The organism is Cellulomonas sp. URHE0023 (assembly GCF_000688475.1).
Classification (GTDB): Bacteria; Actinomycetota; Actinomycetes; order Actinomycetales; family Cellulomonadaceae; genus Cellulomonas.
Genome location: NZ_JIAN01000005.1, coordinates 1654182 through 1672829, shown reverse-complemented (window position 1 = coordinate 1672829; position 18648 = coordinate 1654182). Strand labels below are relative to the sequence as shown.

The following is an 18648-nucleotide window of genomic DNA, read 5'->3' as shown; positions in this document are numbered from 1 at the left end:
GGCCCGCCGCGTGCCTCAGGTGGTCGGCTGCCGCGCGCACAGGTGCGCCGCAAGGAGCTCCGCGAGGTGGATGCCCTGGACACCGGCGAGCTGCTCGGCCTGGGTGCGGCACGAGAAGCCGTCGGCCAGGTAGACGTCACCCGGGGCCGCGTCACGCAGCGCCGGGAGCAACGAGGTCTCGGCGACCGCGACCGAGACGTCGTAGTGCCCCTTCTCCATGCCGAAGTTCCCCGCAAGGCCGCAGCAGCCGGCCATCGCGGAGAACTGCGCACCGGCGTCGGTGAGCAGCTGACGGTCCGGGTTCCACGTCATCACCGAGTGGTGGTGGCAGTGCGGCTGGACCACGGCGGTGACGCCCGACAGGTCCGGGACCTGCCACCGGTCCCCGGGCCCGACCGGCTCGGGCGCGGTGAGCAGCTCGGCGAGCGTGCGGGTCTCGCGCGCCACGGCCGCCGCGCGCGGGTCGTCCGGGAAGAGGTCGAGCAGGTCCGAGCGCAGGACGGCGGTGCATGACGGCTCGAGGCCGACGATAGGGATGCCGTTGACGGCGAACGGCCCGAGGACGCCGAGCAGGTTGGCCAGCTGACGGCGCGCGCCGTCCAGCTGACCCGTGCTGATCCAGGTGAGCCCGCAGCACGCGTCGTCCTCCGGCACGAGGACCTCGTACCCGGCGTCCCGCAGCACGGCGACCGCGGCGTGCGCGACCGTGGGCGAGAGGGTGTCGGAGAACGAGTCCGTCCAGAGCACCACCCGGGGCCGGCGCCCGGCGTGGTCGTCGCCCCGGCGTGCCAGCGTCACCTCGTCGCGGCCCTTGCCCCGCGCCCAGGCACGGAAGGGCTCGCGAGCAAAGGTGACCATCTTGCGACGCGTGTCCATCCCACCGCCCGCCAGCACCGCCTTGGCAACCGGCCTGATGCCGAGGACCGCGTTGGTGAGCGCCGCCAGACCGGGGACGCGGGTCACCAGCCGGGCCCACCTGGGCAGCCAGCCGAGCGCGTAGTGCGACGGCGGGCGGAGCCGGCCGCGATATGTACGGTGCAGCACCTCCGACTTGTACTGAGCCATGTCGACGCCCGCGGGGCAGTCCGACGAGCAGGCCTTGCAGCTCAGGCACAGGTCCAGGGCCTCGTGCACCTCCGGTGACGACCACCCACCGGAGACGAGCGTGCCGTTCGCCATCTCCTGCAGCACGCGCGCCCGGCCGCGGGTCGAGTCCTTCTCGTCCTTCGTCGCCAGGTACGACGGGCACATGAACCCACCGGCCGCGGTGCTGTCGGCACGGCACTTGCCCACGCCGACGCAGCGGTGCACGGCCGTCGTCAGGTCGCCGTCGTCGTGCCGGAACGAGAACCCGTGCCCGTCTGCCAGCAAGGGGCGGGCCCACGGGCGGCGCAGGTCGGCGTCCAGCGGGCGCGGTCGCACGAGCACGCCCGGGTTGAGCAGGTCGCGCGGGTCGAACAGGTCCTTGAACGCCCCGAAGAGGTCGATCGCCTTCGGGGTGTACATGACCGAGAGCAGCTCCGAGCGGGCGCGGCCGTCACCGTGCTCCCCGGACAACGACCCACCGTGCGAGGCCACCAACGCTGCCGCGTCTTCCATGAAGGCGCGCAACGGGTTGCCCGACCTCCCGAGCGGGATGTCGAGTCGCAGGTGCACGCAGCCGTCGCCGAAGTGCCCGTAGGCCAGGCCGTCCACCTGGTGCGACGCCATGAGCGCCTCGAGCTCGCGCAGGTAGGCCCCGAGCTGTGCGGGGGGCACCGCGGAGTCCTCGAACCCCGGCCAGGCCTGCGCCCCGGACGGCGTCCGTCCACCCAGGCCCGCACCGTCCTCGCGGATGCGCCACATGCGGGCGGCGTCCGGACCGGGTGGGAAGAGCCCGACCGCGCTGGTACCCGCGTCCGCAGCGAGAGCGCGGGCGTTGCGCAAGGCGTCGTCGAGGTCCGCGCCACCGACCTCGACCATCAGCCAGCCGCCGCCGGGCGGCAGCGTCGGGACGGCGGCCGCGCCGCGGACGCGACGGACCACGTCGACGAGCCGGGAGTCCATGCCCTCGATCGCGAGCGGTGCGTGCGCGAGCAGAGCCGGCACCGCGTCGGCTGCCGTCGGCATGTCCGGGTACCCCAGGACGACGAGCACGGGGGCGGCCGCGACCGGGACGAGCCTGACCGTCGCACCCAGCAGCGTGCCGACCGTTCCCTCCGTGCCGACGAGCGCCTTGGCCAGGTCGGTCCCCTTCTCCGGCAGCAGGTGCTCGAGCGAGTAGCCGGAGACCTGCCGGCCGAATCGGCCCAGCTCGGTCCGGATGACATCCAGGTGCGAGCGGACGAGGCCGCCGAGACCTGGGATCACGTCGAGCGCACCGGCACCGGACGACGCCGAGAACCGCCGGCCGGTCCCGTCGACCATGTCGAGGGCGAGCACGTTGTCGGCGGTCCGCCCGTAGGCCACGGCACGCGGCCCGCACGCGTTGTTGCCGATCATCCCGCCGAGCGTCGCTCTCGCCTGCGTCGACGGGTCCGGACCGAACCGCAGGCCGTGCGGTGCGGCTGCCTTCTGCAGCGCGGCCATGACGACGCCCGGCTCGATGCGCGCCGTCCGAGCGGCGGGGTCGATCTCCAGGATCCGGTTCACGTGCCGCGAGAAGTCGAGCACGATCCCGGTGCCGACCGCGTTGCCGGCCACGCTCGTGCCACCACCGCGCGCCGTCAGCGGGACGCCCAGGGCACGGGACACCTCAAGGACAGCCTCGACGTCGTCCGTGTCGCGCGGGAACGCCACCACCTGCGGCACCACGCGGTAGTTGGACGCGTCCGTGGAGTACTCGGCGCGCCGGCGGCTCGAGTCGTCGACCGCCCCGCCCATCGCGGACCGCAGCGCCGCCACGACCTGCGCGCTGTCCACGTCTCCTGCCACGTTCTCGGTCACTGCCGCCACCCGCGCAGTGTCGCACCGGACGCCGACCGCCTGTCGTGGGTATCCACGCGTCGCGCACCGTCCGCCGTCGCCGAGCCACTGGCCCGGCGAGTGCGGACGGCCCGTCAGGCGAGGGAGGCGTCGAGCGTGATCGTGGTCGCGGCGAGCGCCTTGCTCACCGGGCACCCGACCTTGGCGGCCTGGGCAGCCGCCTCGAAACCGGCAGCGTCCAGGCCTTCCACCTCACCGCGCACGGTCAGATGGATGAGGCTGATGTGCAGCCCGCCGACCGGGTCGGGCGCGAGGGTGACGTCGGCAGTCACCTCGAGCGCGATCGGTGTTCCCCCGGCACCGGCGATCTCGCCGGACAGGGCCATCGAGTAGCACGACGAGTGCGCGGCGGCGATGAGCTCCTCCGGGCTGGTGCCCTCAGCCTTGTCGGCGGTACGCCTCGGGAAGGACACGTCGAAGGTGCCGGATCCGGAGCTCGTCAGCTCGACCTGCCCGGCCCCTTCCTGCAACGTGCCGTTCCAGGCTGTGCGAGCGGTACGGGTAGCCATGGTTCTCCTTCGTCGGGTGGCGGACAGGGCCCACGCTAGGAGGACTCGACGATCAGCGCGCGCGGTCGAGGTGGTTCGCCACGATCTGCGCGGGCGCGCCTGCTTCCTGCAACGCCTTCGCGGCCCGTGCGTGCAGGGCGCGCCGGTCGTCGGGATCCAGTCCGTCGTACAGGGCCGAGCGCACCAGGTCGTGCCCGAAGACGAGCCGGTCGCCTCGGGCGCGGACGACACCCGCCGCCAGGCCGTGCCGAAGCGTGCGCCAGCAGTCGGCCACGGGTTCCTCGGCGAGCAGGGCGAGATCGGTCATGACGAACGACGTCCCCAGCACGGAGGCGCGCCCGAGCAGCTCCAGCACCTCGCTGCCGAGGTAGTAGATCCGTCGCCGGACCACGTCGTCCAGCGCGACCTGCCAGGCCGAGCCCGACACGTCGTGCACCCCGCCCTCCGTGACCAGCGCGCCCGTCGAGCGAGCTGTTCGCACCACGTCCGTGACGAACCTCGGGTTGCCGCCGGCCATCGCGAGCGTGCCCCGCAACGACGGCCCCACGTCCCCGCCGACCAGGTGCTCCGCCAGCTCGACACTGGCGCGACTGCTCAGCGGGCGCAGCTCGACGTGCCGCGCCCCGGCACGCGTCCAGGCGGCGACGACCGCGGCGAGATCGGCCCGGTACGGCACGGGTCGCATGGTGAGGATGACGAGCGCGTGGTGCAGCGCACCCTCGTGGGCGAGCTCGTGCAGCACGTCGAGGGACGCCGCGTCGGACTCGTGCACGTCCTCGAGCACGAGCGCCCACGGGCGAGACGCGCCGCGGCTGCGCAGCAGGTCGGCGAACATGGCACCCACCCGCGCGATCTCGTCGTCCGGCACCGTGGGCGCCGCGTAGAGGGTGGCCAGGATGCCCGCGAGCTCGAGCTCGAGCGGGCTCCGGGACGCGCCCTGCAGGAGCGCGTCGGACAGCAGCGCGAACGGCCACGGCCGCATGCTCGACGCACGCGCGGTGCTCAGCCGGACGTCGAGGAGCCGCGCCGAGCCGCGCAGGGCCTCGACCAGGCTGGACTTGCCCACACCGGCAGCGCCCTCGAGGAGCACCGTGACGCCCTGGCCACCCGCCGCTGTGGCGAGGAGCTCGTCCAGGTCGTCCAGCTCGGCCGCCCGGCCGACCAGCGGCCAGGTCCGTCCGTGCCCGGAGGAGCTCATGGGCCGATCGTAGGACCCGTCAGCCGGAGTACTCCCAGTGCCACGCCTCCGGCTTGGATCCGCGTGCAGCGGCCCAGCTCGGGTGCACCCACTGAAGGTCGGGGGCGTTGGCGACCATCCAGGCATGCTGCTTGGTGCCGAACGTCTCGACGCCGCCACCGAAGTCGATCGCGATGCCGTTGCCGTGGTTGGAGGTGCCCGGCGTGGCGCACAGGTAGCCCTTGGTGCGGACGCACGAGACCTGACCGGAGTACGAGCGGTACGAGTCCGAGATGGTGAGGTCCGTGCCGAAGTGCTCGCGGTACGCGGTGTTCAGGATGTCGAGCTGCTCGGCGGCGTCGCAGCGGAGCCGCACGGACCCGTCGAAGCTGACGCCGCAGAGAGCCGAGTCCGGGATCTTCCCGTTCGAGTAGCCCTGCAAGGACTGCTTCCACGCGGCACGCTGGGCAGCGGCGGCCTCGGCGGCGGCCTGCGCGGCAGCGTCCGCCTGGGCCTGAGCGGCAGCGGCAGCGGCGGCCTGCGCGGCGGCGTCCGCCTCGGCCTGCGCGGCAGCGGCGGCCGCCACGCGGTTGGCCTCGGCCTTGTCGCGCACGTCGGCGGTCAGCACGGCGACGGCGGCGACCGCGTCGCGGAGCTTCGCGGTCGCTTCGTCCTCGCGGCCGTCGGTGGGCGGGATGACGGGGATGGTCGTGGCTGAAGGCGTGGGTGCCGGCGTCGCGACCGGGGCAGCTGTCGCGACCGGCGCCGGCTCGTCGACCGGGAGTCGCGCCTCGGTCGGTGCCGCGGGGACGACGGGCGCGGCGGCAGGGGTCACGTCCGCGGGCACGACGGGGGCCGTGACCGCGGGGGCGGCAGCCACGGACGCGGCGACGGCGGCCGCGACGGTCGGGTCGACGGACGCGACGAGGTCGTTCAGCTTTGAGGTGGCAGCCTCGAGGGCCGCGAGCTGAGCGGCGTCGACGGCCGCCTCGCTCCCTTCGGCCTGGACGGCATGGGCGACGGCGATCGCGTCGGCCGCGACACCGACGGCTCCGTCACGAGCCGCGGCGACCTCTGCCGCTGCACGGGCGGTGTGGGAGACACCGAGCGTCAGGCCTTCGCCACCGTGTGCGTTCGCGGTCGCCGCCATGGTTCCGCAGAGGCTCATCGCGAGGACGGTGACGACGCCGAACTGGGCGAGGCGCGCAGGGCGCACCACGAGTCCCGCCGCGACCGGCGCGGGGCTCGCCGCAGCGTGCCGACCACCCTGTGGCCGACCTCGTCGCAGATATTTGTTACTCACGCGTGACACGTTAAATGCTTCGGACGATCGCCCAGGTCAACTTGAGCCCGGCTGCGGGGGAGATCTCGTGAGCATCCCGTCACGGTGTCGTCACACAATTCATAGGATCGGACCGCTAGGCTGCCGCCGTGCCTCCTCACGACGTCTCCGACGCCAACCCCGTGCCGCCGACCACCACCGGCCTGGACGACCTGTACGACATCGCGCGCCTGGCCGACCGGCTCGGGGTGGAGCACGCGACGATCCGCGTGTGGCTGTCGCGCAAGGTGCCGTGGCTCCCCCAGCCGGACGGGCGGCTCAACGGCGGCGCCGTCTGGCGCGCGACCACCCTGGAGGGCATCGAGACCCGACGCGAGCGTGGTCGCCCGGGCCGCAAGCCGAAGTTCGTGCCCGCACCGGCCGCCGCCGAGGTGCCGCGCACCGGCATGATCGCGTCGATCACGCCACCCGCCGACGACGAGCGCGAGCAGCGCGTCGGCTGACGGGCGCACCGGCGACGGATCCCGAAGCGGATCCTGCTCGTAGGCTCGGACGATGCGCACGGGCGCCGACCCGCAACGCGCCGCCGACGTCGCCGACGCGATGCGCGCGCTCGCTCGCTCGGGTTTCCTCCCAGAGGAGCAACGCGCCTACGCCTCGCAGGACCGCCCCCTGCCGCTGTGGCACGGCCAGACGAGCTCACAGCCGAGCACAGTGGCCACGATGCTCCGGCTGCTCGAGGTTCCGGTGGGCGCGCGCGTGCTCGACGTCGGCGCTGGGTCGGGCTGGACCACGGCTCTGCTCGCGCGGCTCGTCGGGCCGGACGGGCGCGTGCTCGGCCTGGAGCTCGACCTCGAGCTCGCGCGCTGGGGCTCGGCCAACCTCGCAGCGCACCGGATGCCGTGGGCCGTGCTGGAGCCCGCCGAGCCAGGCGTCCTCGGGCGCCGGGTCGACGGCGGATGGCCGAGGATCCTCGTCTCCGCCGCACCGGTGTCCATGCCTGAGGAGCTGGTCGGACAGCTCGACGAGGACGGCGGGCGCATGGTGATCCCGGTGCGCTCGACCCTCCAGGTCGTCGTCCGGTCCGGGGGTCGCACGACCGTGACGTCGCACGGCTCCTACCGCTTCGTACCTCTGCGGTGAGACGGTCGGCCGCCGCGCGACCGGTCGCCGGCAACCGGAGGAAACGCCCGCCCTATGGCAAATGGGGAAACGGGTCAGTAACGTGCACGAGTCAGGCACTCGGTGTGACTTGCGTCATGCCGAGTGTTTGTCCGTCGGCCCGCCGCGAACCAGGGATGCGCACATGTCACGTAGATCCGTCGTCGCCACACTCGCCGCCTTGACGCTCACGGCCGCCACCGTGACGCTCGGGGCCGGAACGGCTGTTGCCGCACCGCCGCCGACCACCGGTCCGATCGTGGGGAGCACCTCGGGCGGCACCCCCAAGACGCCACTGGAGCCGGGCCGCTACATCGTCACGCTCGCCGACAGCTCCGTCGCGACGTACCAGGGCGGAGTCTCGGGATACGCGGCAACCCAGCCGGACGCCGGCGACCAGCTCGACGCCCGCAAGGCCCCGGCGAAGAGCTACAGCGACTACCTGGTGGACAAGCAGGAGGCCGTGGCAGACGCGGCCGGCGTCGACATCGACACGTCCTACACGCTGGCCCTCAACGCGTTCTCCGCGGACCTCACGTCGCAGCAGGCCGCCGAGCTCCTCGCCAACCGCGACGTTGTCGCCGTGACGCCGGACGAGCTCAAGCACATCACCGCCGTCCCGTCGACCACCTTCCTCGGACTCGACGGACCGGGTGGCGTGTGGGAGTCGATCGGCGGTGCCGAGCAGGCCGGAGACGGCGTCGTGGTCGGTGTGCTCGACACCGGCATCGCGCCCGAGAACCCCGCCTTCGCGGGGAGCCCGCTCGCCGGTTCCGCAGCGCCCGAGCCGCACCTCGACGGCAGCACGATCGTCTACGACAAGGCAGACGGCGGCGTCTTCCACGGCACCTGCACGACGGGTGAGCAGTTCACCACGGACGACTGCTCCACCAAGATCATCAGCGCCCGGTACTACGTCACGGGCTTCGGCACGGCCAACCTCGGCAACGCCTCGACGGGAACCGGCGAGTTCGTGTCCCCGCGCGACGGGGACGGGCACGGCTCGCACACCGCCAGCACCGCAGCCGGCAACGTCGCGACCCCCACCTCGATCGGCGGCAACGACTTCGGCCCCATCTCCGGCGTGGCGCCCGGGGCGCGGATCGCGGTCTACAAGGTCTGCTGGTCCGGACCCGACCCCGCATCGCAGGACGACGACGGCTGCACCACCAGCGACATCCTGTCCGCCGTCAACCAGGCGATCGCCGACGGTGTCGACGTCCTCAACTACTCGATCGGCGGCAGCGCCGCCCAGACCACGTACTCGGCGACCGATGACGCCTTCCTCGGCGCCGCCGCGGCCGGCATCTTCGTGTCCGCGTCCGCGGGCAACGCCGGACCCGGGGCCTCCACTTTGGACAACGCCTCCCCCTGGATCACGACGGTCGCTGCCTCCACGATCCCCAGCTACGAGGCGACAGTCACCCTCGGCGACGGACAGGCCTTCGCGGGTGCGTCGATCACGGTCGACATGGACCCGGCGGCTCCGCCGCTCACCGGGGCGCTCGTGAACGCTCCCGCGGTCGCGCTGGCCGGAGGCACTGACGCCAGGCTCTGCGCACCCGGCTCCCTCGACCCTGCCCTGGTCCAGCCGGGCACCATCATCGTGTGCGAGCGCGGCGTCTACGCCCGCACCGAGAAGTCCGACGAGGTGGCACGCGTCGGCGGCATCGGCATGGTGCTGGTGAACGTCGGACCGGGATCGATCGACACCGACTACCACGCGGTCCCGACCGTCCACCTGGACGCCGTCTACCACGACGCGGTCGTCGCCTACGCGGCCACGCCGGGCGCGACGGCGACCTTCACCACGGGCAACCAGCTGGGTACTACCCCGACGGTTCCCCAGGTCGCGGGCTTCTCGTCGCGCGGTCCGGTCCTGGCCGACGGCAGCGACCTGCTCAAGCCCGACATCTCCGCACCTGGCGTGTCGATCCTGGCCGCCGGGCCCAACCAGGAGACCACCGAGCCCACGTTCGAGTTCCTGAGCGGGACGTCGATGGCTGCCCCGCACATCACCGGGCTGGCGGCCCTGTACCTGGGTGAGCGCCCGAACGCGACCCCCGCCGAGATCAAGTCGGTCATGATGACGACCGCCTACGACACGGTGGACGCTGCGGGCGCCGCGGTCACCGACCCGTTCGCACAGGGCGCGGGCCACGTCGACCCGACCCGGTTCTTCGAGCCGGGACTGGTCTACCTCAACGACACGCCCGACTGGCTCGCCTACCTGCAGGGCATCGGCGTCGACGTAGGGGTCGAGCCGATCGACGCGAGCAACCTCAACCTCGCGTCGATCGCCATCGGAACCCTCACGGCGCCCGAGACGGTGACGCGCACCGTCACCTCGACACAGGCGGGCACCTTCGACGCCTCGGTGTCGGGCCTCGCGGGGATCGACGTGACGGTCGAGCCGTCCCAGCTCGTCTTCGGGGCTGCCGGCGAGTCGCAGTCGTACACCGTGACGTTCTCGCGCACGGACGCGGCGCTCGACGAGTTCGCGACCGGCGCAGTGACCTGGACCTCGGGGACCACGACGGTGCGCAGCCCCGTGGCCGTGCAGCCCGTCACGATCGTCGCGCCCGCCTCGGTGGAAGGCGTGGGGACCAGCGGTTCCGTGGACGTCGAGGTGACTCCCGGCGGCACCGGCGACATCCCGCTCACGACGTCGGGTCTCACCCTGGGTCAGCACCTCGCTGACCCGACCGGGACCGAGACCGAGCACAGCGGGTCCGGAGCCACGGGCGACCGGGTCCAGTACCTGGTCGACGTCCCGGCGGACGCCGAGCTGGCGAGGTTCGACCTCGACGCGGTCGACGACACGACCGACCTCGACCTTCTCGTGTACGAGCTCGACGCCAAGGGCGCTCCGATCGCGCTGTGGACCTCCGCGACGGGCTCGGCCGACGAGCACGTGGACATCGTCGCTCCCGATGCGGCTACGTACCGGGTCGTCGTCGACGTGTTCAGTGCCAACGACGGCGTCACCTGGGATGTGACGGCCACGTCCGTCGTCGCCGGCGGGGCCCCTCTCGTCCTGGACCCGGCCGTGCTCCCCGGGGTGCAGGGCGTGCCGGTGACGTACACGGCGTCGTGGACCGGGCTGACGCCGCAGAGCACCTACGTCGGTCTGGTGAACTACGCCGACACCGGAGTGTTCACCGTCGTGCAGGTCGAGTCGGGTATCCCGGCGACGCCGACGACCACGACGCTCAAGGTCTCGGGCCCGAAGACGGCCGGCAAGGAGCTCACGCTCAAGGCCACCGTCGAGCCGAAGGAGGCCGCGGGCACCGTCACGTTCCTGGACGGCGCCACGCCGGTCGGGACCGCTGAGGTGGTCAAGGGCAAGGCGAGCGTCACGGTGAAGCTCGGTGCCGGTGAGCACTCGCTCACGGCGTCGTTCGCCCCGAGCGACAGCACCTACGCCGCGTCCACCTCGGAAGCCGTGACCGTCACGATCAAGAAGTCGACGTCCACGACGACGCTCAAGCTGTCCGACAACAGCGCGCCGTACGGGTCCGCGACGACCGCGACCGTCAAGGTCACGGGCGCCTCGGCAGCCCCCGCCGGCGAGGTGACGATCAAGGACCACGGCCACGTGATCGGCACGGGAACGCTCGCCGTCACGGGACTCGTCGGCACTGCGACGATCGCCCTGCCGACCGATCTGGCCGCCGGGACGCACCAGCTGACCGCGGTCTTCGCGGGCAGTGCGGACGTCTCCGGGTCGCACACGCAGAGGTCCTACCGGGTGACGTCGGTGCGGTCGTCCGTCGCGCTGTCGGCGACGAGCTGGTCGGTTCCGAAGGGCAGCACCCCGACGATCACCGTCAAGGTCACCGGGCTCAGCGGGGCACCGACCCCGACCGGCACGGTCGTGGTCATGCTCGACCACAAGCGCGTCGGCACCGCCCACCTGACCGACGGCGTCGGCACGATCACCCTGCCCGCGGTCCAGAAGTCGGCGCTCGTCGTCGCGACCTACGGCGGCGACCGTGGCTACAGGGCCTCCGTGGCCAGCCACACCCTGAAGGTGACGCCCCGCAGCTGAGGGTTCGCGGAGGAGGGCCGCGCGGTCAGCACGACGCGCGGCCCTCCTCTGTGCTGAGGGACCGCGCACCTGCTCGACCGGGCCGGCTCGCGGTCCCGATACCGTCCGCGCCCGATGCGTCGAGCCGCCTGCTCAGACCAGGACGCCTGCTCAGAACAGGACGTCAGGCTCCTCGTAGCGGCTCTCGATGACCGCGACCGAGACCGCGACCGGGCTGAGGTCCACGACGGGACGGCCTGCGAACGACGGCGCGACCGGCTCGACCCCGTCACGCACGGCCCTGGCGGCGATCCCCGCGAGCTCGTCGGCCCGCTCGTTGAACTGGTCACCGCGGTGCCCACGCACCCACTCGAACCGCACACCGCCGGGCCGCGACGCGATGGCCGCGTCGATCGCCTTGATGAGCTCGAGGTTCTGCACCGGACCGCCCGACGCCGTCCGCCAGCCCTTGCGTCGCCAGCCGTGGATCCACTCGGACGAGCACTTGATCGCGTACTGCGAGTCGGCCTGGATGGTCAGGGGCTCGTCACCGGGGTGCGCCCTGACCGCCTCGAGCACGGCCATGAGCTCGGCGATCTGGTTGGTGCCCGAGGCGTGGCCGCCGCTGTCATGGGTGCCGTCGTGGTTGGCCCACGCCCAGCCGATGGCTCCGCCCGGGTTGCGCAGGCAGGAGCCGTCCGTGCTGACCGTGATCACAGGAGCATTCTGCCGTCCCGCCGGGGCCGACCCCGTGAGCGCATCGCCCGAACGGGGGACGAATCGGGAAGTCGGTGCGCCCGCCCCCTCAAGGTCCAGGGTCCGACGGACCGATGACGGTGAGTATGACGACGACGTTCGACGACGCAGACCTGTTCAGCGACGCGTTCACCGGCTTTCGCGGGGTGACGCCCTCGCGCCGCCGCTCCAGGACCGTCTCCGGGCTGGCGTTGGCCACCGCCCTCATGCTCGTCGTCGGCGCGCTCGCCTGGGTCCGCCTGGGTCAGCAGACCTTTGCGTCAGCCGCCGCCGACCCGGTGACCCTGGTTCCCGTCCTCGCGCAGCAGCAGCGCGCTGCAGACGTCATCGCCGTGAGCGAGCGTGCGGACGCGCACGTCTACTCGGAGAGCACGCGCCTCCTGCTGGCCGGCGAGACCGTGTCCTACTACGTCGCCACGACGACCGGTGACCAGATCTGCCTGGTGGCCATCCCCGTCGGCGACCTTGCGCGGACTGCGTGCGGCTCCACCGCGGGCGCCCGGAGCGCCCTGCGGATCGACGACGTCGCACTGGTCCCGACGGGCGCCACCGCCCCGACCGGATGGCACGAGGCGGCGGCGAACGTCTTCGTCAAGAGCTGACGCGACGGTCACGAACGGTCGGTCAGGCGCAGCCGCGCACCCAGTGCTGCGGCTCCGATGACGGCGGCGGCGCAGGCGAGGACGACGTCCTTGAGCACGTACTGAGCCGTCAAGGTGGGCCCGCCCGCGGGGAAGAGCTCGTCGAAGAAGAGCACGAGCGGCGACATGATCCCGACCAGCGCGCCCGCGAGCACGACCAGACCGGTCCGCAGGAACCAGCCCGTGAGCAGCGTGAGACCGACGAAGGTCTCCAGGATCGCGGTGATCAACAGCGCGGCCGTCGGTCCGACGAGCCCGAAGGTCAGCTCGCCGATCGTGCGCTCGGCCAGCTCGGCGGCCGGGCTCATCCCGGGGAAGAACTTCAGCACGCCGAACCCGAGGAACACCAGCCCGAGGCTGATCCGCAACGCGGTGACCGAGTAGCGGGTGAGCACCTGGGCCAGGCCCTCGACGAGCCGCGTGACGAGGCCGTCACGCGCCACGGTTCCGCGTCCGGCGACGGGGCCGGCGTTGGCGGGGCTGACGAGGGTGTTGTCCGGGACGTTCGCCGGGGTCGTGGACTTCACGGCCGACGTGGGGACAGCAGACATGGAACGCGCCTTTCCGGTCGAGACCCCGTCGTTCGGGGTCGGATCGCCGGAGGCCTCCGGCGTGGATGCGTCCACCTCTTGGTGAACACGTCCCGACAGGAGGACATGCCGCTATGTCTGATACGTCCGGTTCGCGCGCGCTGGTGGATGTACGCCGCGGATTCACCCTCGGACGGGTGCCCGACCGTCCAGGTCCAACGCCGGCCCAGCCCTGCGGCTCAGCGTCGGCCTCAGCCTCGAGCGAGGGCCTCGACCACGCGCTTGACGCTCGACGACAGCCCCCACCGCTCCGCGAGCGCGACCAACGCCCCGGCGTCCGCCACGACCGAAGGCAGCCGGTCGTCGACGTCGCCGAGCGGGGCGTCCGGGGCCACCCGCACCACGGCCGGAGCCACCGCGAGATAGGCCGCCGACTCGGTGAGCCGCCGCCGCTGCGTCGGGCTCAGACCGCCGTCCCCGTCGTCACGCGCCACGAGGACCTCCACCAGCGACCCGTAGCGCTTCACGAGCGCCGCCGCCGTCTTCTCCCCGATCCCCGGCACACCCGGGAGCCCGTCGCTCGGGTCGCCCCGCAGCACCGCCATGTCGGCGTACCCCGAGCCGGTGGCGACGCCGTACTTCTCCTGGAGGCGGGCCTGGTTCACGACCTCGAGATCGCGGATGCCGCGCGCCGTGTAGAGCACCCGCACCGGGACCTCGTCGTCGACGAGCTGGAAGAGGTCCCGGTCGCCCGTGACGATCTCGACGACCGCGCGGTCCGTCGGCCGCGCCACCTCTCGGGCGACGAGCGTCCCGATGACGTCGTCGGCCTCGTATCCCGGCACCCCGACCCGGGCGATCCCGAGCGCCGCGAGCACGTCCACGATGACCGGGACCTGCGGCGAGAGGGTGTCCGGGACCACCTCGATGCCCGTGGTCCCCGGTACCTCGACGGCGACGCGGTGCGCCTTGTACGACGGGATCGCGTCGACGCGGAACGCCGGCCGCCAGTCGTCGTCCCAGCAGCAGACCAGCCGCGTCGGGCGCAGGTCCGTGACCAGCCGCGCGATCATGTCCAGCAGCCCCCGCACCGCGTTCACGGGCGTGCCGTCGGGCGCGGTCGTCGACTCCGGGACGCCGAAGTAGGCGCGGAAGTACAGAGAGGCGGTGTCGAGCAGCAGCAGCTTCTCCGGGCGTTCAGACATGCGGCCAGTCTGTCAGTCCGGCCGTCCCGGCAGCCTCAGGCCCCGCAGGCCTCAGGCCGAGAAGTCGAGGTCGTGGTCGGCGACCGCGATGACGGTCCAGATGCTGCCGTCAGCGTCGGTGAGCTCGTAGGTCGGGGCCAGGACGGACGCACCGCCGGGCAGAGTGGTCAACGCGAGGCCGAGGCGCGAGGACACGAGTGTCACGTGCTGGACGGGCCACGCGAGCGGGCTGCCCGCGCTCGGGGTCGCCGGGACGGTCGGGGCGTCCGAGGGCGCCGGAGCGACGTCCGCGGTCATTCCCTCCACGTCGGCCCGGGCCGTGCCGTCGGCCATCGACATCGGCATCACGCCGCCGTACGACGGGCCGAACCGGGGGTCGCTGAGGCGGGCCGCGGCCTCGGACGGGCTGACCACGTCGTAGTCCCCGAGCGGGACGGTCGGCGCGAGCGCGCCGTAGACCGACTGGACTCCCGTCGCCACGACCGAGAAGCTCCACGACAGCCCGGAGCGCTGGCCGTCCACCACCTGGTAGGCCGACACCGTGGTGAGCTGGGGGCCTGACGGTTCGGTCGACGCCTCGAGCTCGAACCCGGCAGGGTCGACCCCCAGGGCGGACATCGTGTCCTTCGCGAGGGCGACTGCCGCGTCCCCCGTCGGCGCGGGGTCGGTGCTCGTCTGGCACGTGTCCGGTGCGGGGTCGGGTGCGAACGGCTCGGTCTGCGCGGACCCCTCCGTGCTCTGTGCCGGGTCTGCGCCCGTGGGCGGCTCGACCGGCTGGATCTCGTACTTGAGGCAGGTCCAGGGATCCCGGGCCGGGTCGTAGTAGGAGATGCTCGTCAACCCGTCCGGCGAGATCGAGACGGTCGCGCCCGAGCCGTCGTTCGGGCCGACCGTCCACTGGCCGTACTGCTGCTGCGGCGTACCGGTCACACCGAGCGCTGCCGCGACCCGCTCGATCGTCGCCTGCGAGAAGGTGGCGGCAGCGTCGAAGCCGTACGCCGGTGCGCTGCCCCCGTCGGTCGAGAGCCCCTCGGACGCGAACACGGTCCGACCGAAGCCCCAACCGGCGAGCTTCGAGTCGGCGCCCGACGCCATGTCCCGAGCGGCCTCAGGGGCAAGGGCCGGACCGGCCTGGCTGGAGCCGCTGCCGTTGCCGTTGCCGTTGCTCAGGTTGATCGCGGGCTCGGCCAGCTGAGCCGGTTCCGCGTTCGCACCGCCGAGCGCGTAGCTTCCGCCGCCGATGACCGCGATCCCCGCGACGACGGCTGCGGCCTGCAGCCACCGCGGCGCGCGACGTGCCCGGCGGGCGGACAGCTCGTCGACCGGGATGGTCTCCTCGGTCACCGCGACGCCCGTCGCCGCCGACACGGCCTGGTAGACGGACGTGAGGTCCGCAGTCGTGCCGCGTGCCGGGTCGGCAGCCTGCAGCCGCGCGAACGCGGTGTCCTGCGCCATACCCTCGGCGTCGTCGTCGTGCGGCTGGGTCGGGTCGTCGCTCATCGTGCGCCTCCTGTGCGGGTGGTCGTCTGCCCCGTATGTGTCGCGGCGAGCCCTGACCTTGCAGCGGGCCCGCAGCGGTCAGTCGTCGGCCGCGGCCCAGGCCTCGCGCAGACGGGAGCGGGCGCGGCTCAGGGCAGCGTCGGCGCCTCCCCGGGAGACGCCCAGAACCGCGGCGAGCCCGTCGCCGACCAGCCCTTCCCAGGCGTTGAGCAGCAGGATCTGCCGGTCGCGCGCGGCCAGCGCGCCGAGCACCGTGCGCACCTGCTCGTCCTGGATGAAGAGTGCCGCCGGGTCGCCCGAGCCCAGTGGGCCGACCTCGTCCGGGACCTCCTCGACCGGCACCGGACGGCCCTTGCGCCGGTGGTTCGCGAGGACGAAGCCGGCCGTCCGGTACAGCCACGGCAGCTCGCCACCGTCCGGGATGTCGTCACGCCGGCGCCACGCCGTCGTCAGCACGTCGGCCGCGAGGTCGTCGGCCTCGTCCCGGCCCGTGCGGCGGGCGAGGAACCGGTGCACGGCGGCCGCGTGCTCCCCCACGAGCGCCTCGAACCAGGGCGCGTCGTGCGGCACGGCGTCAGCGGCACGAGTCCGGGCGACGAGCCTGGGCCCGTCGTCCGGTTCGTCACCGGGCACGGCGTCGCCACGCGCGTTCGTGTTCGCGTCCTCGGACGTGGACGTGCTGTGCGGTGGCACTGTGCTCCCAGGGTCGACGATGGCCTACATCTCCCCTCTGTCCCGAGCACGCGTGATCTTGCACGCGCTCGCCGACGAGCTGGAACGGCCTGAGGCCGACGAGCTGGAACGGCCTCCGTCAGAGCCCGTCGGCGACGACCGAGGTCACGTGCAACCAGGCGTCACGGGTCCGCTGCTCCAGCGCCTCGTAGTCGATCGGTCCTCCGGCTACCAGAGCCCGGTCGTGCGGGACGTCGACGACGGTCCGCGTCAGCGCACCGAAGTGGGCACGGAGCCGCTTGTGGAGGTCCTTGTCGACCCTGGGCTCGGGCGCGGACAGCACCGTGACGGCGCGGCGGACGGCCTCCTCGTGCCCGCTCGAGCGGAGCGCGTCCAGGGCCCATGCGGCGGACTGGGCGGTGTCCTCACGGATGGTGGACACGACGACGATCTGGTCGGCGGCGTCGACCGCGGCCTGCCAGTTCGAGGCGCGCATGTTGTTGCCCGTGTCGATCAGGATGACCCGGTAGAACCTCGACAGGACCTGGTGCAGGTCCGTGAACGACTTGGCATCCACCGAGGAGGCCGACGCCGAGTTCTCGTCGGACGCGAGCACGTCGAACTGCTCGTTGTGCTGGCTGCGGACGAACCCGTCCAGGTCCCCGATCCGCACGGTGCCCTGCGCCGAGAGTCGCGGCAGCGCCTCCAGCAGGTCGACCGCGGTGCGCGTGTGGTCGGCGTGCGACGACCGCCAGCCGAGCGTCCCGCGCGTCTCGTTGTTGTCCCACGCGAGCGTGTACCCGCCGCGCTGCAGGCCGAACGTCGCGGCCAGGAGCATCGTCGCGGTGGTCTTGTGCGCGCCGCCCTTGGGGTTCACGACGACGATCGTCCTGGGCCCCTCGAACGTCCGCCGGACCGACGCGGACGCCGCCCGACGACGCCTCTCGACCTTGCCGGGACCAGGCTTGACCGCCCCGAACGTCACGCGTCGCACACCGCGCCGCCAGCCGTGCTCCGCGGGGCCGCCCGTCTCGATGGGGTGCCGGGCGGCGAGCAGGTCGTCGAGCGTCGGGAGCGGTCCGCTGGGAGCCGTGGGCGCCGGTGCCGGTGCTGGTGCCGGGGTGGTCGGCACGTCGGCACGTTTGGCCGCCGGCCCGCGTGCTGCGGACGCGGCAGGGGCCTCGACGGGCGGCGGGGGCACGGGCAGGCCGGCGACCGCGGCGACGGAGTCCTTCTCGCTCACGGCGGTCGGCACGGCGGGCGTGCCGCCCGTCGCGCTTGCCGCGTCCGACGGAGCCGCGGGTGCCTCGTCGACGACGCCGTCGGGGTGGATCATCAGCGACCAGAGCCCTTCGGGGTCGCGCACCTGCACCGGCACGGGCTGCCCCACCGACACGGCCAGCTCGGCGATCCGGGCGGTGATCGCGGCGCCAGCCTCGGCCAGGTTGGCCTTGGTGACACGCTCGACGACCCCGTCGATCGAGATCTCGCCCGTACCGTCCTCGCGGACCTCGGCGTTGATCTCGGGCAGACGGGTCGCCGTCGACCCCTTCTGGCCCTCGTCGCTCATAGTGATGATGCCCCTCGTCGGCGGTGATCCGTCCCCGAAACTACGCCGCGTCGGCGTTGCGTGCACCGTCGAACCGCAGGCCAGGGCGCATCCGATTCGTCGGGTTCACGATCGTGCCGCACCGAAGGGGCCTCAGTCGTCCGCTACGACCTCGAACCAGACGGTCTTGCCGTCCGCTCTGCTCACGGTGCCCCAGTCCGACGAGAGCGCCTCCACGAGCGCGAGACCACGACCGCTGGGGGCCGTCGGCTCGGGGTGCTCGACCACCGGGACACCGCCGCCGGCGTCGCTGACCAGGACGCGGACCGCCAAGCCGTCGATCCGTACGCGCACCGTCACGGCACGGTCCGGAGGGCCGTGCACGACCGCGTTGGCGACGAGCTCACCCGTGAGCAGCTCGACGACCTGGTTGGTCGAGCCGCCGATGCCTGCGTCGGCCACGGCGCGCATGACCCAGTGCCGCGCGGCACGTGGTGCGGATCGCTCCGCCTCGACGACGAGCTCTGCGTCCACCACGTGCGCGTCTCGTCGCCGCGCGCTCGCTGCGCTGCGGAGGTCCCTGACGTCGCCCACCCGTCTAGGGTGCCTGAGTCCGGGGTCTCGCGCCCGGGGTGCCGTGACGCGTCCGGGTGAAGCGCACCCGCTCAACCG

15 protein-coding genes are annotated in these 18648 nt (G+C 72.8%); 4 read left to right on the top strand and 11 right to left on the bottom strand.

Annotated features, from left to right (window positions below; genetic code table 11):
• Positions 1 to 15 precede the first annotated feature (15 nt).
• From N553_RS21880 to N553_RS24225, 4 genes are all read right to left on the bottom strand, one after another.
• Positions 16 to 2862, bottom strand: a complete 2847-nt coding sequence (locus N553_RS21880; RefSeq protein ID WP_051640038.1) for an FAD-binding and (Fe-S)-binding domain-containing protein — start codon at positions 2860 to 2862, stop codon at positions 16 to 18.
• A 176-nt stretch (positions 2863 to 3038) separates the two neighbouring features.
• Complete coding sequence (locus N553_RS0108525) at positions 3039 to 3473, bottom strand: OsmC family peroxiredoxin (protein ID WP_028046161.1); 435 nt, start codon at positions 3471 to 3473, stop codon at positions 3039 to 3041.
• 52 nt (positions 3474 to 3525) lie between these two features.
• On the bottom strand, positions 3526 to 4671 hold the full coding sequence (locus N553_RS0108520; RefSeq protein WP_028046160.1) for an AAA family ATPase: 1146 nt from the start codon (positions 4669 to 4671) through the stop codon (positions 3526 to 3528).
• A 19-nt stretch (positions 4672 to 4690) separates the two neighbouring features.
• Complete coding sequence (locus tag N553_RS24225; RefSeq protein ID WP_156043746.1) at positions 4691 to 5953, bottom strand: D-alanyl-D-alanine carboxypeptidase family protein; 1263 nt, start codon at positions 5951 to 5953, stop codon at positions 4691 to 4693.
• A gap of 128 nt (positions 5954 to 6081) precedes the next feature.
• Between N553_RS24225 and N553_RS0108510 the strand changes: the two genes are divergently transcribed.
• The 3 genes from N553_RS0108510 to N553_RS21865 all read left to right on the top strand — a co-directional run bounded on the left by N553_RS0108510 (position 6082) and on the right by N553_RS21865 (position 11144).
• Positions 6082 to 6435: a hypothetical protein gene (locus N553_RS0108510; RefSeq protein WP_028046159.1), complete on the top strand. Its 354-nt coding sequence runs from the start codon at positions 6082 to 6084 to the stop codon at positions 6433 to 6435.
• 52 nt (positions 6436 to 6487) lie between these two features.
• A complete protein-coding gene (locus N553_RS0108505) occupies positions 6488 to 7075 on the top strand; it encodes a protein-L-isoaspartate O-methyltransferase (RefSeq protein ID WP_028046158.1) in 588 nt (195 codons plus the stop codon).
• 163 nt (positions 7076 to 7238) lie between these two features.
• Positions 7239 to 11144 carry a S8 family serine peptidase gene (locus N553_RS21865; RefSeq protein WP_081844426.1) on the top strand — a complete coding sequence of 1302 codons (3906 nt, stop codon included), beginning with the start codon at positions 7239 to 7241 and terminating at the stop codon, positions 11142 to 11144.
• Positions 11145 to 11294: 150 nt separating this feature from the next.
• Here the strand turns inward: N553_RS21865 and N553_RS0108495 are convergent, their stop codons facing one another.
• A complete protein-coding gene (locus tag N553_RS0108495) occupies positions 11295 to 11840 on the bottom strand; it encodes a ribonuclease H (protein ID WP_028046157.1) in 546 nt (181 codons plus the stop codon).
• Between the two features lie 119 nt (positions 11841 to 11959).
• On the opposite strand from N553_RS0108495, the gene N553_RS0108490 reads away from it, so the two are divergent.
• The gene (locus tag N553_RS0108490) at positions 11960 to 12481 is read left to right on the top strand and encodes a hypothetical protein (protein ID WP_156043745.1); all 522 of its coding nucleotides are present in this window, start codon (positions 11960 to 11962) and stop codon (positions 12479 to 12481) included.
• Between the two features lie 8 nt (positions 12482 to 12489).
• Here N553_RS0108490 and N553_RS0108485 read toward each other — a convergent pair whose 3' ends face one another.
• From N553_RS0108485 to N553_RS0108460, 6 genes are all read right to left on the bottom strand, one after another.
• Positions 12490 to 13071 carry a DoxX family protein gene (locus N553_RS0108485; RefSeq protein WP_028046155.1) on the bottom strand — a complete coding sequence of 194 codons (582 nt, stop codon included), beginning with the start codon at positions 13069 to 13071 and terminating at the stop codon, positions 12490 to 12492.
• A 230-nt stretch (positions 13072 to 13301) separates the two neighbouring features.
• Positions 13302 to 14255 carry a 5'-3' exonuclease gene (locus N553_RS0108480; RefSeq protein WP_081844425.1) on the bottom strand — a complete coding sequence of 318 codons (954 nt, stop codon included), beginning with the start codon at positions 14253 to 14255 and terminating at the stop codon, positions 13302 to 13304.
• Between the two features lie 51 nt (positions 14256 to 14306).
• Positions 14307 to 15755: a hypothetical protein gene (locus N553_RS0108475; RefSeq protein WP_028046153.1), complete on the bottom strand. Its 1449-nt coding sequence runs from the start codon at positions 15753 to 15755 to the stop codon at positions 14307 to 14309.
• Between the two features lie 78 nt (positions 15756 to 15833).
• Entirely contained in the window at positions 15834 to 16448 is a 615-nt protein-coding gene (locus tag N553_RS0108470) for an RNA polymerase sigma factor (protein WP_369796684.1), read from the bottom strand.
• A gap of 118 nt (positions 16449 to 16566) precedes the next feature.
• The gene (locus N553_RS0108465) at positions 16567 to 17997 is read right to left on the bottom strand and encodes a chromosome partitioning protein (protein ID WP_028046151.1); all 1431 of its coding nucleotides are present in this window, start codon (positions 17995 to 17997) and stop codon (positions 16567 to 16569) included.
• A gap of 132 nt (positions 17998 to 18129) precedes the next feature.
• A complete protein-coding gene (locus tag N553_RS0108460) occupies positions 18130 to 18570 on the bottom strand; it encodes an ATP-binding protein (protein WP_028046150.1) in 441 nt (146 codons plus the stop codon).
• Between the last annotated feature and the right edge of the window lie 78 nt (positions 18571 to 18648).